Origin of the sequence: Bacterioplanoides sp. (genome assembly GCF_965219715.1) — a bacterium.
In the GTDB taxonomy this organism is placed as follows: Bacteria; Pseudomonadota; Gammaproteobacteria; order Pseudomonadales; family Oceanobacteraceae; genus Bacterioplanoides.
This window is the reverse complement of record NZ_OZ244785.1, coordinates 3,221,308-3,236,307: the sequence shown is the minus strand read 5'-3', so window position 1 is coordinate 3,236,307 and position 15,000 is coordinate 3,221,308. Positions and strand designations below refer to the sequence as shown.

Genomic DNA, 15,000 nt, shown 5'->3' with positions numbered 1-15,000 from the left:
CTGAAGATTCTATCAGCGCTTAATATCTTCAAACGAGAAGCGGGTGATCCCTAAACTCACTTCTCCGTTGTTAGCTACAGTGCGGGTCAACTGCCACACCACCAGACCAATAATCAGATTGCCCAACGCAGCACCCATTAACAGGCCGCTATAACCCATCAGATACGATCCGATAAACGCTCCGGGTACATAAAACACAAACAAACGAATTGCGTTCAGTACCATCGAGTGGCTGGTTTTCTGCAGTGAATTCAACGCAGAATTCACACACAACACCACACCCATGCCGAAGTAACCAATTGGCAACCAACGGACAAATTCGATAATGGTTTGTTGTACTGCCGGATCATCAGAGAACAAGGCTGCTAACCAATGGCCTGTCAGCCAGAAGGTTACAACAATCGCTCCCTGTAAAATCAGTAAAAATTTAAAGCTGCTTAACAGCGCTTGGAAGATGCGTTCGTCCTGGTGGGCACCATGATTTTGAGCAACAAAGGTCGGCAGCGTCGAAGTCAGCGCCAGAATCACAATTAAGGCAAACGGCTCTAAACGCATTCCCACGCCAAAACCGGCAACCGCCTCTTCACCCAGTGGCGCCACCATAATTAATAAAATCGCACCGGCAATTGGCACCATCATATTGGTTACCATCGCCGGAATACCCAGCGACATCATACGCTGCCACAGCGCTTTGGTTTGCTGCCAGGTCATTCCGTGGCGACTTAAGAAACCAGAGCGACGCTGATTGGTCATAATCACTGCTAATACAATCAGCCAGCAAAGTGTGCTCGCCAGCGCAGCACCACCAACGCCCATGGCCGGAATCGGACCCAGGCCAAAAATCAGTACCGGATCTAGCGCTGCATTAAGCACAGCAGCCACCAGCATCATTTGTGACGGTAACTTAGTATTACCAATGGCTCGCATCGAACTGTTCTGCACCATCATCACTAACATGACCACCGAACCCGGCCACCACCACAACATAAAATTCCAGATTTCCGGCAGCAATTCTTCCGACGCACCTAATAACAGGAATAAATAATCGTTAACCAAAAGTCCGACAACACTGATGACTAAACCCAATACCACACTGAGCATCAGCGCGGCCATGGCGGCTCGTTTCGCCTGTAAGTCTTCACCCGCACCAAAGGCCTTGGCAATAATGGCTGAAGCGGCAATACCAAGACCGATCGATAAATTCATCACCAGCATGGTAACCGGCATCGCAAAGCCAACAGCGGCCAGCGAGGTAGTACCGAGTAACGAAATAAAATAGGTATCCACCAGCTGAAAAAAGAACACCGCCAGGATGCCAATCACCATAGGTTTGGTCAGCTGATACAACACCTTATCAACGGGTGCGCTGAGAATAGCGTCTCTCACAAATCAAACTCATCATAAAAATTAATCTCAGGGTTGTTACTCTACACCAGTTTGATTCACCGCAGGTGGTGGCTTTATGCCAGATATCGAACAATGCGTTGCCATGAAACCGATATTGTCCCGGAGTCATTGTAAAACCTTGTTTAATCAACCTAATGGCCGGTTGTTCGCTCACACCACGGTCGTTAACCTGCAACTATTATTCAGTACACGACCCATGCAATAAGGGCCAGTTATGCGCAAAACAATTCTGATTTCTACGTTATTAATGGCTTCCGGTGCTGCTTATGCCGCCGAAGAGGCACCACAGTCTCCGTGGAGTGGCTCCGCTGAACTGGGCTTTATCGACACCTCGGGTAACACCGACACCCGCAGCACCAATGGTGCTTTCGAGCTGAAGCACAAAGGCAAAAACTGGGATAAGTCTCTGAAACTGTCGGCGCTTACCAGTAAAGAAGAAGGCACCACCTCGAAAGAGAAATACAACGCTGCCATCAAGCTCGATCGTAACTTCAGTGAGCGTTCCTATCTGGCAATTGATGCCACCCAGGAGCGCGACCGCTTTAATGGTTTCGAATACCAAAGCACAGTTTCTGTCGGTTACGGTTATCGGGCCATCAAAGAAGAAAAGATGAACCTGTCGCTCGAGGCTGCACCCGGTTATCGCCGCGATAAGTTAAAAGAAAGCGGCGATATCAACGAAGATTCTATTCTGCGTTTAGCCGCTAACTTCGATTGGGAAATCAGCGAAGGCGTGTCTTTTATTGAAGAATTCACCGCCGATATCGGTGAAGACAACTCCACGTACAAATCTGAAACCGGTTTAAAAAGCAAAATCATTGGCGCTCTGGCAACCAAAATCACCTACAAAATCAAGTATGTGGAAGAAGTGCCGGACGACAATGAAAACACCGATCGCGAGCTGGGCATCACCTTCGTTTATAGCTTCTGATCAAAGATTGACGGCATGTCCGAAAGGATCTGTCGGCGACCATCTTCCCTAAAAAGCACCCTGCTTGCCGGGCATCTTTCCAGTTTTTATAACTGATGTGAGAGCCCGGTTCTTTTTTCTCCCCTTCCTGACGTCATTGGGTGCAACTCAACGCTCCACCTTGGTCGTAGCGGCCTAAGCTGACAATCCATACTACTTACGCAGAAATACCAGTATCATTCCTGAGTTTTCAGGATCGCTGATTATTTTTGTAATAAACCCTGTGCTAAGGGTAAAAGCGTCCCTTAATTATCTCATTTGGAGTGAAGCATGACTGACGTAATGTCAAACGACGTAGTTATTGTTGCCGCAACCCGTACGGCTATTGGTACCTTTGGTGGTTCTCTGGCCAGTGTCTCCGGCAGCGACCTGGGCGCCACGGTTATTAAATCCCTGCTGGAGAAAACCGCGATCGCTCCTGAGCTGGTTGATGAAGTATTAATGGGTCAGGTACTGACCGCCGCTTGTGGCCAGAACCCGGCTCGTCAGGCAGCGATTAAAGGTGGCCTGCCGGATACCACTCCAGCGATGACCATTAACAAGGTATGCGGTTCAGGTCTGAAAGCCTTACACCTGGCCGCACAAGCGATTAAATGTGGCGATGCGGATGTGATTATTGCTGGTGGTCAGGAGTCGATGTCTAACGCTGCTCACGCTCTGCCAGGTTCCCGTAACGGCCAGCGTATGGGTAATTGGAACATGGTCGATACCATGATCTCCGATGGCCTGTGGGATGCCTTTAACGATTACCACATGGGCATCACCGCTGAAAATATCGCCGACGAATATAAAATCGAACGCGCCGAGCAAGATGCATTTGCAGCTGCTTCCCAGGCTAAAGCGCTGGCAGCCATCGAAGCCGGTAAGTTTAAAGACGAAATCACCCCGGTTGTGATTCCACAACGTCGTGGCGACGATATTGTGTTCGATACCGATGAAAACCCACGCGCTGGTATCACAGAAGAAAAACTGGCAGGTATGCGCGCTGCGTTCAAAAAAGACGGCTCAGTCACTGCCGGTAACGCGTCTTCACTGAACGATGGTGCTGCCGCTGTAATGCTGGCATCTCGTGCAAAAGCGGAAGAATTGGGTCTGCCAATCCTGGCAACCATCAAAGCCTACGCTAACGCCGGTGTTAATCCGGAAATCATGGGAACCGGTCCAATTCCAGCAACCAAAAAATGTCTGCAAAAAGCAGGCTGGAGCATCGCGGATCTGGATCTTGTAGAAGCCAACGAAGCCTTTGCCGTACAAGCTCTGTCGGTCAACAAAGGTCTGGAGTGGGACGCCGAGAAAGTAAACGTGAACGGTGGAGCCATTGCTCTGGGTCACCCGATTGGCGCATCCGGCTGCCGTATTCTGGTTACCCTGCTGCACGAAATGATTCGTCAGGACGCAAACAAAGGTTTGGCAACTCTGTGTATTGGTGGTGGCATGGGTGTGTCACTGGCAATTGAGCGTTAATACCGACTCATTAGCAGCCTACGGAAATCCCGCATAAACACGGTTTATGCGGGATTTTTTATGCCAAAAACAGCAATTGCCCGCCAACAGCAACAAAGTTGGTTGCCGCGACTATTATTGCCTTTTATTCTGCAATCAAACTTTTCTTCGCAAAGGACTCTGCTTATGTCTGCCCCGAGTGTAGCGACGGCGCCTGCTGGCAATATGATGACTCAACCGCTGATTATTTCCGACTTACTGGAATACGCAGCAGCCCATCATGGTACCCGTGAAATTATCAGTCGCCGCTTAGAAGGTGATATTCATCGTTACAACTATCGCGATGCGTTACAGCGCGCAAAACAATTAGCCATTGCCCTGCAACAATTGGGAGTTCAGCCAGGCGACCGGGTGGCAACACTGGCCTGGAATACTTATCGGCACTTCGAATGTTATTACGGTATTTCCGGTATCGGAGCCATTTGCCATACCGTAAACCCGCGTTTATACACAGAACAAATCGAATACATTATTAATCATGCGGAAGACTGCTACGTTTTCCTCGATGCCTGTTTTGCTCAGTTGCTGGAACCTATCGCCGACAAGCTGACGTCTGTTAAAGGATTTATTCTGCTGATCGACGAAGACAAGATGCCACAAACATCATTGCCAAACGTCAGCTGCTACGAGACTTTGATTAACGCTTCCGACGTAACCACTCAGCTGGAAAATTTCAGCTGGCCGCCACTGGCTCAGGATACCGCCGCCTGCTTGTGTTACACCTCAGGCACCACGGGTAATCCGAAAGGCGTTTTATATTCCCACGGCTCTACCGTATTACACGCTTACGCCAGCCGTAATCCGGATGCACTCAATATCAGTTCTGACACGGTTGTGATGCCGGTCGTTCCTATGTACCACGTCTGTGCCTGGGGTATGCCCTATATCGCTCCGATGTCGGGTGCCACTCTGGTATTACCGGGGGAAGGTATGGACGGCAAAAGTCTGCACGAATTAATCGAGCTGGCAGAAATCGATTTAATGTTGGGTGTACCAACCGTGTGGCTGGGATTAATCGATTATTTAAAACGTAATAATTTACGCATGGATTCGGTAAAAACCGTCGGTGTCGGCGGCTCAGCTTCACCACTTTCTCTGGTGGAAACGCTGGATAAAGAATACGGTGTGTATTTATTACCAATTTGGGGCATGACGGAAACATCACCACTGGCAACCCTGGGCTCTCCAACCAAAGCCATGCAATCGATGACGGATGATGAACGTTATCGCCTGCAAACCACCGCTGGAAAACCCATGTTTGGTATCGAGCTGGAAATTTTCGATGACGAAGATAAACCAGTCGCTCACGATGGCGAAAGTCGTGGCTATTTGCGGGTGCGTGGCCCCTGGGTATTAACCGCGTATTTTAAAAACGAAAAGCCGGAGTCTTTCTTTATCGATAACAACTGCAATCAGTGGTTCGATACCGGCGATATTGCGGTGATTGATAGCAACAGCTATCTGCAAATTGTTGATCGTGCCAAAGACGTAGTGAAGTCTGGTGGTGAATGGATTTCATCCATCGATTTAGAAAACGCCGCGGTTGGCCACCCGGATGTCAACGAAGCCTGCGTGATTGGTGTTAAACATCCGAAGTGGGATGAACGGCCGCTACTGTTTATCGTAAAACACGAAAATGCAGATGTGACTAAAGAGGATATTCACCAATACCTGGAAAGCAAAGTGGCTAAGTGGTGGTTACCGGACGATATTATTTTTGTCGAACAGTTACCTCATACCGCAACCGGTAAATTACAGAAGCGTACCTTACGCGATCAGTATTTTAATTACCTGATTGAAAAATAGTCCCTGCATTGCTCCGGTCGTAAGACTGGAGCAAATCGAGCCATACAAAACACCATTAACGCCACCCTCCGCGACTCCCTTGCCCGCAGTCATAAGCCAGCCTATATTGGCGCCCCTGTTTAATTTATCAGTAAATGGATTTTGTATGCGCTTGCTCGTGGTTTTTATGGTATTCGCAGCCAGCCTGTTCCCTGTGTCAGCCTGGTCAGATAACCACTCCGATAACCTGATCAGAGCCGAAATCGCTGCCTATCAGCTATCCAGCGCATTCTCTGCCTTTGTATTTTTTGAAGGGGCGCCACGGTTTTCCAAAGAACTGCGCCACGCCCGGCAACAAGGCGACCAGATGATGCAAATCATCAGTGAACGCTACCCTCAGATTCAGCAACAGTGGCAACAGGCATCCGGCTTCACCGCAGAAAAAGAAGAGACGGTGTTTGATGGTTCAGATATGCGTCTGGAAATTGGCTTAAGCGTTTATCAGAACGAGCTTTACCGTCAGATTAATCTGGCAAAACAGCAGTCCGAACTCATTGCTTCCAACTACCTGCAGGCGCGCCTCAAGCTGGAAAAGATTCTCGCTCAATATATGTACAGTGCGGTATCAGCCGGAGCTTACAACAGTGAAAACAACATCGACGAGGACGCGCAGATTTTGTCCGAGATGATTACCCGGCTGCCAGATCACGCAAGTCTGCGTAATAAACTGACCCGGAAGTGGAGTTTTATTAAAACCAAGGTGCTGGCAACCAAAGAGCAGGTCGCCCCTTTTCTGACGTTACACACGGCTAACGATATCCGTAAATTGTTAGCCGCGATGCAACAGGGATAATTCTCCGCAATCAGGAAGCTTCTGCGGTCAGCAGCATATCCTGCTGCTCTTCGGCCATATTACGCTCAAACGCCAATGCCGATGCCAGCAACCAGGCGTAACCATTCAGCTCGGCCACTTCTTCATAAAAGCGGAAGAATTCCGGCTTGAGGATTTCCTTATCGAATATCGCCCCAACGCACAGCAATGCCATCGACATCATGGCAAACAGGAAGAAATGACTGCTCATTACCTGTTTCATCAGTCCCCAATACACGGAAAAGTTGCGGCCCAGAATCACAAGTAACGGGATCCAGATCGCCAGCATCAGAATTTTAAAACCACGGCCATCCACCATGTAAATTAACCAGTCAATGCCCGAATGTTTGACGCTCATCTCGCGAATCAGAAAACTGAACATTAATGCCGTTGCAGTAATCGCCAGCCAGCGTAAATGCTTGCGCGTTTCCGGCGAAACATCTTCCATTTCACACCAGTCACTGCGGAAAAATACCACTCCGGCAGCCAGAATTAACACCAGCTGTAAATGCTCCATCATATGATTTTCGTCATACAGAATATGCAGGCCCTGCATCATCACTGACCAGGCCAGAATTAAAGACAAAATGGCAACTGAACCAATGGCCCAGCGCCCAGGGATCAGGTAGGCTTTTTTACTCATCGCTCTCTCTCACAAACCGACAAAGTTTCCAATTTGAGCGAATTCTATAAGACGGGTTCCGCCTGTTTTATTCCATAAATCGCAACAATTTAACCCAATCGAGCCAACAATCACGAAATCCCAGTAACAATGGGGTTGATCCAGTTTCTCGCTTAAAAGTGCTCTGAAAAAACTCATTGTCTCAATTTTATTTCCAATTCAAAAAGTGTGTCGCCAACCGTTAAAACTTGGCGCAATCACCGAATTCATGCAGAATCCTGACTGTTTTTTTTTGCCGCAGTAAGTTCTGTTTATGTTTAAGTCCAATCATCCCCTCAGCACCCTGACCCAGGTTGGTTTCCTCGAAGGTATGTCTTTCCTGCTGTTACTGGGTGTGGCCATGCCACTGAAATATATGATGGGAGTTAATGAAGCAGTGCGCTTTGCGGGCTCAGCCCACGGTATTTTGTTTATTGCCTACCTGGTGGTATTGCTGATGACCGCACATCGGGTGAAATTTCCTCTGTGGGGAATGCCTGCCGGGGTGATGGCAGCAATCCTGCCGTTTGGCCCGTTTGTATTCGATTGGGCGATCAAAAAAGCCGTCGATAAAAATCTGCAAGAAAACCACTGATGTGCCTGATCAGCTTTGCCTGGCAACCGCAGCAACAACAGTTGATAGTTGCCGCCAATCGGGATGAGTTTTTTAAGCGCCCTGCTGCGCCAATGGCTGAGTGGCCGGAGCATCCCGGTTTATTTGCCGGCAAAGACCTTGAACAAGGTGGGACCTGGCTGGGCGCAACCCGGAATCGCCGCTTCGCGGCACTGACCAATATCCGCGCTCCCGGAGAAGGACCACAGAATCCAGTGTCCCGCGGCCATCTGGTGCTCGACTTTCTGACATCTGACGATTCTGCGGAGTCGTACATGATGTCGTTAAGTGACAAGGCAGACAGTTACGGTCTGTTTAATCTGTTGTGTTTCGACGGACAACAGCTATGGTACGCCAATAATCATCCACACTTTGATGCCAGAGCACTCGATGCGGGTCACTACGGTTTAAGTAATGCCCATCTTGATACTCCCTGGCCTAAAACCGAGCTGGCCAAGCAACAGTTACAGCAGTGGCTGAACACGCATGATGCAACGAGCCAGCTGCCGGGCAGCCTGCTCGACCGACGCGAACCCTTTGCCGATGATCAGCTGCCACAAACCGGCGTGCCTTTTATCTGGGAGAAAATGCTCTCCAGTCAGTTTATCCACACACCGACTTATGGCACCCGTTGCTCCAGTGCAATCAGTATCTCTGAACAGCACATTTTGCTGGAAGAAATCAGCTGGGATGAGCAGGGTGAAAATTGCCACGAATTCCGGTACCAAATTCGTACTTGACGAAAATTCGTCGCAATTCAATGAGTTACAAACTTCACCGCTAAGTCATTGAGTCACAAAGAAACTCTTATCTGACGCGACCACCTTGTTGCATACGCTTACAAATATTTGTAAACCGTAGCGCGATTCGTGTCACATTTCGGCAAATCGCCGTCCATACTTTGTGGCATGGATACCTTAACCCCAACGTCAAAACCCACCCGAGCGATCGGTGCCACAGGCTGGATTGCCATTGCCTGTATGGTACTGCTGTTTGCGGCTTTGGCGGCGAGCATCAATACCAAGCCATATATGCCACCTAAAGTGGCGCAGAAATATATGGAGCACTGGTTGATCGAATCCGCACGACGTGTGGCGGGTGAGGTGCGTCTTAAGCATGTCCGTTCCATCGAACCTTTCTACCTGCGCCGCGATTATCAACCCGTCTGGATGGACAGCTATGAGCTGACCCAGGCCGGTCAGGAATTACTGCAGGTGCTGCGTGAAACCGCTGCCGATGACTGGCGCAACTATGGCTACGAACTGGCAACGCTGGAACGCGAAACCAGCCGCCTGTCGAACATCCCGAAACAAGCCACCGCGGTCGAAGTTCTGCTGACCGATGCCTTTGTCACCTACGCCAAGCAAGCACTTAACTCAGAGCTGTTGCCCGATACCGGCGAAGGCGATCACCCAATCCGTAAAGTGGCACTCAGCCAGACCAACACCGTCGGCAGTCAGATCAGTGAAGAGCAAATTGTCGATCTGCTGAATCAGGCCATCGCTAATAACGATCTGGATAACCTGGTCGATAATCTGACACCGTCACACCCGGGCTACCTGCGCCTGCGTAAAGAATTAAATCGTTACCGCGATATCGCCAACAGCGGTCGCTGGTATCCGCTGGAAGAAGATCTGACGCTGCAACAAGGCGAGCGCCATCGTTTAGTACCACACATGCGCTGGATGCTGAGCCAATACGGTGACCTGCCAAAAGGCGCGCTGTCATGGTTATTTAAAGATGCGGCGGAACGCACTTTATCTCCGGCAAAAAATGCACAGTTTGATCTGCAACGGGCTGAGTTCCTGCTGGATCAGTCGTTAAGTGACGCACTGAAAAACTTCCAGAAGCGCCACAATCTGAATGCAACCGGCTCTGTGGATAAAGCCACACTGCAACATCTGAACGTACCGCCGTATCAAGTGGCGCAGAAAATTGCGCTGAATATGAAACGCTGGCGCCACCTGCCACGCGACCTGGGTCAGCGCCATGTCATGGTTAATATGGCCGACTATCGTCTGCAGCTGATGGATGGTGATTCAGCAGAAATCGACATGAAGGTAATCATTGGAAACCTGCAACGCCGCACGCCGGTTATGGTGCAGCAAATCAGTACCCTGGAACTGGCGCCAACCTGGTCAGTACCACGCCGTATTGCTGTAACCAGCTTACTGCCAAAACTGAAACGTAATCCGGATTACCTGCACCAGAAAGGTTATCAGGTGATCCAGCAGGTAAATGGCGTTGATCAGTTTATCGATCCGAAGACGATTAACTGGAAGAAACTCAACGCTCGTTACTTCCCTTACCGCCTGATCCAGAAGGCCGGTAAAGACAATGCGCTGGGCACCATTAAATTCCTGTTCCCGAATGATAAAGACATTTATCTGCACGACACATCTCAGCCGCAGCTGTTCAACCTGGACAAGCGGGCATTAAGCTCAGGCTGTGTGCGGGTAGAGAAACCACGCCTGCTGGCTGAGAAGCTGTTGCGCGGCCAACAAGGCTGGCACCGTTCTAACATCGATAATGCGATTGATCAGAACCGTACCACCCGTATTCGTTTGCATGAGAAGGTTCCGGTCTACCTGATGTACTGGACCAGCTGGGTAGACGAAGATGGCCGCTTACACATGCGTGATGATATCTATAAGCGTGACCTGATTGCAGGCCTTGCTCCAACCAATCCAGCCGTCAGCCTCTGATCCGATATTCATAGTCGGATCAGTAACAGGCGATTTACGACAGCTGGTTACACAAGTTTTCATGTCATTAGTGACATTGGAGACTTTTTCCCACAACACATCAGAGATAACCGACTACTCAGCTTTGGTATTAGGCATACTGCCGGAATATCGCAATGTTAATTGATGTAACGGGGAAGTCCGATGCCAGCGCGTCGTCAGTTTCTGAAACAACTAGCCGGAGCCGGAAGTGCCGCCGCACTGATGGGTACCAGCCAGCTGAGCTTTGCAGAACAATTCAAACAAGATCAGAAAATTGCCGAAGAACGTACGCTTAAGTTGTACAACATTCACACCGGTGAATCTTTACAGGCAACCTTCTGGGCCGATGGTCAGTTTGTTGATGATGAAGTGCAACAGATTGACCTGTTGATGCGCGACCACCGGGCTAATCAAGCGATGGCGATGCAGCGCCGCTTGTATGAAAAGCTCTATCACCTGCAAAACCTGTTTGGCTCAAAAGAGCCTCTGTACGTGGTTTCCGCATACCGCGCTCCGAAGACTAACGCCGACCTGCGTCGCCAATCCGGCGGTGTTGCTGAGGGCAGTATGCATATGCAGGGTAAAGCGATTGATATCCGTATTCCGGGGGTGTCGCACCGTCATTTGCACAAAGCAGCCGTTGCCATGCGTTCAGGAGGTGTGGGTTATTACCCGAAAAGTGGTTTTATCCACATTGATACCGGACGTCGCCGTCACTGGCAGGGGTAAGAGCAGCCTTGATAGGCGCTGAAGACGATTAGTTTTTGGCGCCCTGTGGGCCGATGATCCGGCCAAAGCCCGCCTTCTCTAACGACAACTGAATTGTCGCAACAATAATCGGCGCGCTGTCCATCTGCATCACTTCGTCCAGTAACTCCCTGGCCCATTCCAGACTGACACCACGCATAATCGACTTCACCTTCGGCAGGTTAGTCGAGTTCATCGATAACATGTCATATCCCATCGCAATCAGAAGTACAGCACCAAGTGGATTCCCGGCGAGCTCGCCACAGACACTGACCGGCGTATTCTGCTCACGCGCGCCTTCTGCAATGGTTTTCAGTGCAGTTAATACGGCTGGATGAAAGGCCTGATAAAGATCGGCAACTCGTGGATTGTTGCGGTCGACCGCCAGCAGATACTGAGTCAGGTCATTACTGCCAACCGATAAAAAGTCGACTCGCTGGGCCAGTTCTTTGATCTGATAAACCGCGCCGGGAACCTCAATCATCACACCAACTTCCGGCATCTCTACCTGGAAGCCTTCTTCCTGAACTTCCGCGTGGGCGCGATAGATCAGGTGCAACGCTTCATCCACTTCACTGGTGTGACTGATCATCGGCAACATAATGCGCAGATTATTCAGACCTTCGCTGGCTTTCAGCATGGCCCGCACCTGCACCAGGAAAATTTCCGGGTGGTCGAGCGTTACCCGAATGCCGCGCCAGCCTAAGAAAGGGTTGGCTTCGTTGATCGGGAAATAAGTCAGTGCCTTATCGCCACCAATATCCAGCGTACGCATGGTCACCGGTGCCGGAGCAAAGGTCTCCAGCTGCAGGCGGTAGGTTTTTTGCTGCTCGTTCTCACTGGGAAAACGATCTTTCATCATAAAAGGAACTTCGGTGCGATACAGGCCAACACCCTCAGCACCGCGATCGAGACTACGCAGTGCGTCGGTGATCAGGCCTGTATTTACCCACAATGGAATGCGATGACCATCCAGAGTTTCTGCCGGCAGATCTTTTAACCCCTGCAGGTCCTGCTGCAGCAATTGTTCGTCGCGATAAATCGCCTGGTACTCTTCGCGCAGCTCTTCGTTTGGTGACGACAGCAACAAACCGCGATAACCATCAACGATCAGTTCCAGGCCATGTAACTGAGCATAAGGGACATCAACCACACCCATCACCGTCGGAATACCCATGGCCCGGGCCAGAATAGCGACGTGTGAGTTGGAAGAGCCTTTTACTGAAACCAAGCCACGTAACTTATCGGATGGCACTTCCCCCAGCATTGAAGGCGTCAGTTCCTCACTGACAAGAATGGTGTCATCCGGAAAATCTTCGTCGCTGGTACTGGTTTCATTGCCCTGCAGATGGGCCAGAATGCGGGTGCCAAGATCACGAATATCAGTCGCACGTTCGCGCAGGTAAACGTCTTCCATCAACTGGAAGTGGCCAACATATTCCATCACCACTTCACGCAATGCCCCCTGAGCCCAGTTGCCATTGCGAATGCGGTTTTTCACCTCGGCGCCCAGAGCGTTGTCATCGAGCATGTTGAGATAGACATCAAACAATGCCATCTCTTCCGGCCGCAGCTCACCTTTCAGCTGGCCACCCAGCTTTTTGATTTCGTTACGTGCTGCTTCCAATGCCTCGTCGAAGCGAGCCAGTTCAAGATCGATGCTTTTAGGTTCTTTATCGGTGACCGATGCCAGATCGGCTGCCGGAGTAATAACGAATGCGGTGCCCAGACCAACACCAGGAGCACCGGGAGCACCGTTAAAGCGGGCACTCTTTTTCTTTTTTGAGGATTTCTGAGTCGGCAGATCAAGAATATTACCGGTTGCTTCAGCGTGAGCGATAACACCCGCCAGCTGAGCTGACATGGTAACCAGAAATGCTTCTTCACTTTCGTCAAACTGGCGGCTTTCCCGTTGCTGTACCACCATCACACCCATCAGCCGTTTGTGATGAATAATGGGGACACCTAAGAAAGACAGAAACGGGTCTTCACCGGTTTCAGATACGAAATGGAATTTGGGGTGCGACGGCGCATCGTCGATATTCAGAGGTTCTTCACGGGCGCCGACCAGGCCAACCAGGCCCTGGGACGAACTGAGCGTCACACGACCAACGGCTTCTTGTTTCAGACCTTCAGTGGCCATCAACACATATTGTTTGATATCTGGGTCGTACAGGTAAACAGAGCACACCTCGGTCTCCATGGCTTCGCGAATGCGGGCCACAACGACCTTCAGGGCATCAGTCAGATCATTGGCTGAGCTGACCTCCTGAACGATGCGTCTGAGAATATCGAGCATAATTTCCTGTACCTGTGATTAGGCTATCCGTTATTGCGCTGTAGTTTTGCGATTCGCGGCGCCAGCTCTGTCATCGCCCGGCGATAAACATCGCGCTTAAAAGCCACCACTTTGCCCAGCGGAAACCAGTAACTGACCCAGCTCCAGCCATCAAACTCAGGCTTATCACTGGCGCGAACGTTAATGGCGGAATCATCGCTGGTCAGCTTCAGCAAATACCATTTCTGTTTTTGACCTACACACACCGGATGGCTGTCATGGCGGATCATGCGTCGCGGCAGCCGGTATCTGAGCCAACCCCGGGTACTGCCAATGATCTGCACGTCTTTTTTTGTCAGGCCAACTTCTTCAGTCAGTTCCCGATACAATGCCTTTTCCGGGGATTCACCCTTTTTTATTCCCCCCTGGGGAAACTGCCAGGCATCTTGACCAATTCTCCGCGCCCATAACACCTGACCTTTGTCGTTACAAAGTATGATGCCGACATTGGGGCGGTAACCCTGTTCATCAATCACAATGCCGTCCGTATCTGTTTAATATGCTTCCAAAACTTGCTGATTTCCAAGCAAAGGTCAAGTAAATCACCGTATTACAGCGTAAAAGGAGCGATTTCCGCCAACTTGTGCCAGCAGACTCGTTAGAACCAGGAAGTTGTAAACATATATCGGTTAGAAACTCATAATTATAAGGAAAGAATCCAGTCTTGCCCTTAGAATAGCGATTTATTTTTATCTTGTTTCGTAAAGAGGCTGACTCTTTTGGCATTAGCAATCTTTGATCTCGACCACACGCTTCTCTCTGGTGACAGCGACCACGCCTGGGGACAATACCTGGTTGACCGCAATCTGGTGGATCCGGCAGAGCATCAGCGCCGTAACGATCACTTCTATGAGCAATACAAAGCGGGCACTCTGGATATTCATGAGTATCTGGCGTTTGCTCTAAAGCCACTTACGGAGCATCCGCTGGAATTGATGCTGGCAGAGCGTGAGCGTTTTCTGCAGGAACGTATCGAGCCACTGATCAGCCAGAAGAGCCGCGATCTGATCAGCAAGCACAAAGAAGCCGGCGATACTCTGCTGATCATCACCGCTACCAACGGTTTTGTGACGGAACCGATCGCTGACATTCTGGCTATCGACCACATTATTGCGCCACAGCCGGAGTTTATTGACGGCGCTTATACCGGTGGCATAGTAGGTATTCCAAGCTTCCAACAGGGCAAGGTTACCCGCCTGCAGGAATGGCTGGCTGATAAGCAGCTGGATCTCAGCGGCAGCTATTTCTACAGCGATTCTCATAATGATTTGCCACTGCTGGAACAGGTTGATAATCCGGTAGCCGTCGACCCAGATGACACCCTGAAACAACGTGCAACAGAACAGAACTGGCCAATCATCAGCCTTTGCCTGTAACGG

Annotated in this window: 13 protein-coding genes; 9 read left to right on the top strand and 4 right to left on the bottom strand. The window is 50.2% G+C overall.

The window, feature by feature from the left end:
* Window positions 1-12: 12 nt before the first annotated feature.
* A complete protein-coding gene (locus ACOQOZ_RS15205) occupies window positions 13-1,386 on the bottom strand; it encodes an MATE family efflux transporter (RefSeq protein ID WP_420589003.1) in 1,374 nt (457 codons plus the stop codon).
* Between the two features lie 235 nt (window positions 1,387-1,621).
* On the opposite strand from ACOQOZ_RS15205, the gene ACOQOZ_RS15200 reads away from it, so the two are divergent.
* From ACOQOZ_RS15200 to ACOQOZ_RS15185, 4 genes are all read left to right on the top strand, one after another.
* A complete protein-coding gene (locus ACOQOZ_RS15200) occupies window positions 1,622-2,338 on the top strand; it encodes a DUF481 domain-containing protein (RefSeq protein ID WP_420589002.1) in 717 nt (238 codons plus the stop codon).
* 309 nt (window positions 2,339-2,647) lie between these two features.
* Window positions 2,648-3,841, top strand: coding sequence for an acetyl-CoA C-acetyltransferase (locus tag ACOQOZ_RS15195; RefSeq protein ID WP_420589001.1), 1,194 nt, complete (start codon window positions 2,648-2,650; stop codon window positions 3,839-3,841).
* 165 nt (window positions 3,842-4,006) lie between these two features.
* Window positions 4,007-5,686, top strand: coding sequence for a long-chain-fatty-acid--CoA ligase (locus tag ACOQOZ_RS15190; protein ID WP_420589000.1), 1,680 nt, complete (start codon window positions 4,007-4,009; stop codon window positions 5,684-5,686).
* Window positions 5,687-5,831: 145 nt separating this feature from the next.
* Window positions 5,832-6,518 (top strand): hypothetical protein, encoded by a 687-nt coding sequence (locus ACOQOZ_RS15185; protein WP_420588999.1) that lies wholly within the window; start codon window positions 5,832-5,834, stop codon window positions 6,516-6,518.
* A 10-nt stretch (window positions 6,519-6,528) separates the two neighbouring features.
* Here the strand turns inward: ACOQOZ_RS15185 and ACOQOZ_RS15180 are convergent, their stop codons facing one another.
* Window positions 6,529-7,179, bottom strand: coding sequence for a hypothetical protein (locus tag ACOQOZ_RS15180; RefSeq protein ID WP_420588998.1), 651 nt, complete (start codon window positions 7,177-7,179; stop codon window positions 6,529-6,531).
* Between the two features lie 292 nt (window positions 7,180-7,471).
* Here ACOQOZ_RS15180 and ACOQOZ_RS15175 point away from each other — a divergent pair, with 292 nt between their 5' ends.
* The 4 genes from ACOQOZ_RS15175 (at window position 7,472) to ACOQOZ_RS15160 (ending at window position 11,265) form a co-directional block, all read left to right on the top strand.
* The gene (locus tag ACOQOZ_RS15175; RefSeq protein ID WP_420588997.1) at window positions 7,472-7,792 is read left to right on the top strand and encodes a DUF3817 domain-containing protein; all 321 of its coding nucleotides are present in this window, start codon (window positions 7,472-7,474) and stop codon (window positions 7,790-7,792) included.
* Window positions 7,792-8,550 carry an NRDE family protein gene (locus tag ACOQOZ_RS15170; protein ID WP_420588996.1) on the top strand — a complete coding sequence of 253 codons (759 nt, stop codon included), beginning with the start codon at window positions 7,792-7,794 and terminating at the stop codon, window positions 8,548-8,550. Before ACOQOZ_RS15175 ends, ACOQOZ_RS15170 begins: the two co-directional genes overlap by 1 nt.
* Window positions 8,551-8,718: 168 nt before the next feature.
* Window positions 8,719-10,515: a L,D-transpeptidase family protein gene (locus ACOQOZ_RS15165; RefSeq protein WP_420588995.1), complete on the top strand. Its 1,797-nt coding sequence runs from the start codon at window positions 8,719-8,721 to the stop codon at window positions 10,513-10,515.
* A gap of 183 nt (window positions 10,516-10,698) precedes the next feature.
* A complete protein-coding gene (locus ACOQOZ_RS15160; protein WP_420588994.1) occupies window positions 10,699-11,265 on the top strand; it encodes a DUF882 domain-containing protein in 567 nt (188 codons plus the stop codon).
* Window positions 11,266-11,293: 28 nt separating this feature from the next.
* On the opposite strand, the gene ptsP is transcribed toward ACOQOZ_RS15160, so the two are convergent.
* Both ptsP and rppH read right to left on the bottom strand, forming a co-directional pair.
* On the bottom strand, window positions 11,294-13,582 hold the full coding sequence (ptsP, locus tag ACOQOZ_RS15155; protein WP_420588993.1) for a phosphoenolpyruvate--protein phosphotransferase: 2,289 nt from the start codon (window positions 13,580-13,582) through the stop codon (window positions 11,294-11,296).
* A 23-nt stretch (window positions 13,583-13,605) separates the two neighbouring features.
* Window positions 13,606-14,097 (bottom strand): RNA pyrophosphohydrolase, encoded by a 492-nt coding sequence (gene rppH / locus ACOQOZ_RS15150; RefSeq protein ID WP_420588992.1) that lies wholly within the window; start codon window positions 14,095-14,097, stop codon window positions 13,606-13,608.
* A 243-nt stretch (window positions 14,098-14,340) separates the two neighbouring features.
* Here rppH and ACOQOZ_RS15145 point away from each other — a divergent pair, with 243 nt between their 5' ends.
* Window positions 14,341-14,997, top strand: a complete 657-nt coding sequence (locus ACOQOZ_RS15145; protein WP_420588991.1) for an HAD family hydrolase — start codon at window positions 14,341-14,343, stop codon at window positions 14,995-14,997.
* Window positions 14,998-15,000 lie beyond the last annotated feature (3 nt).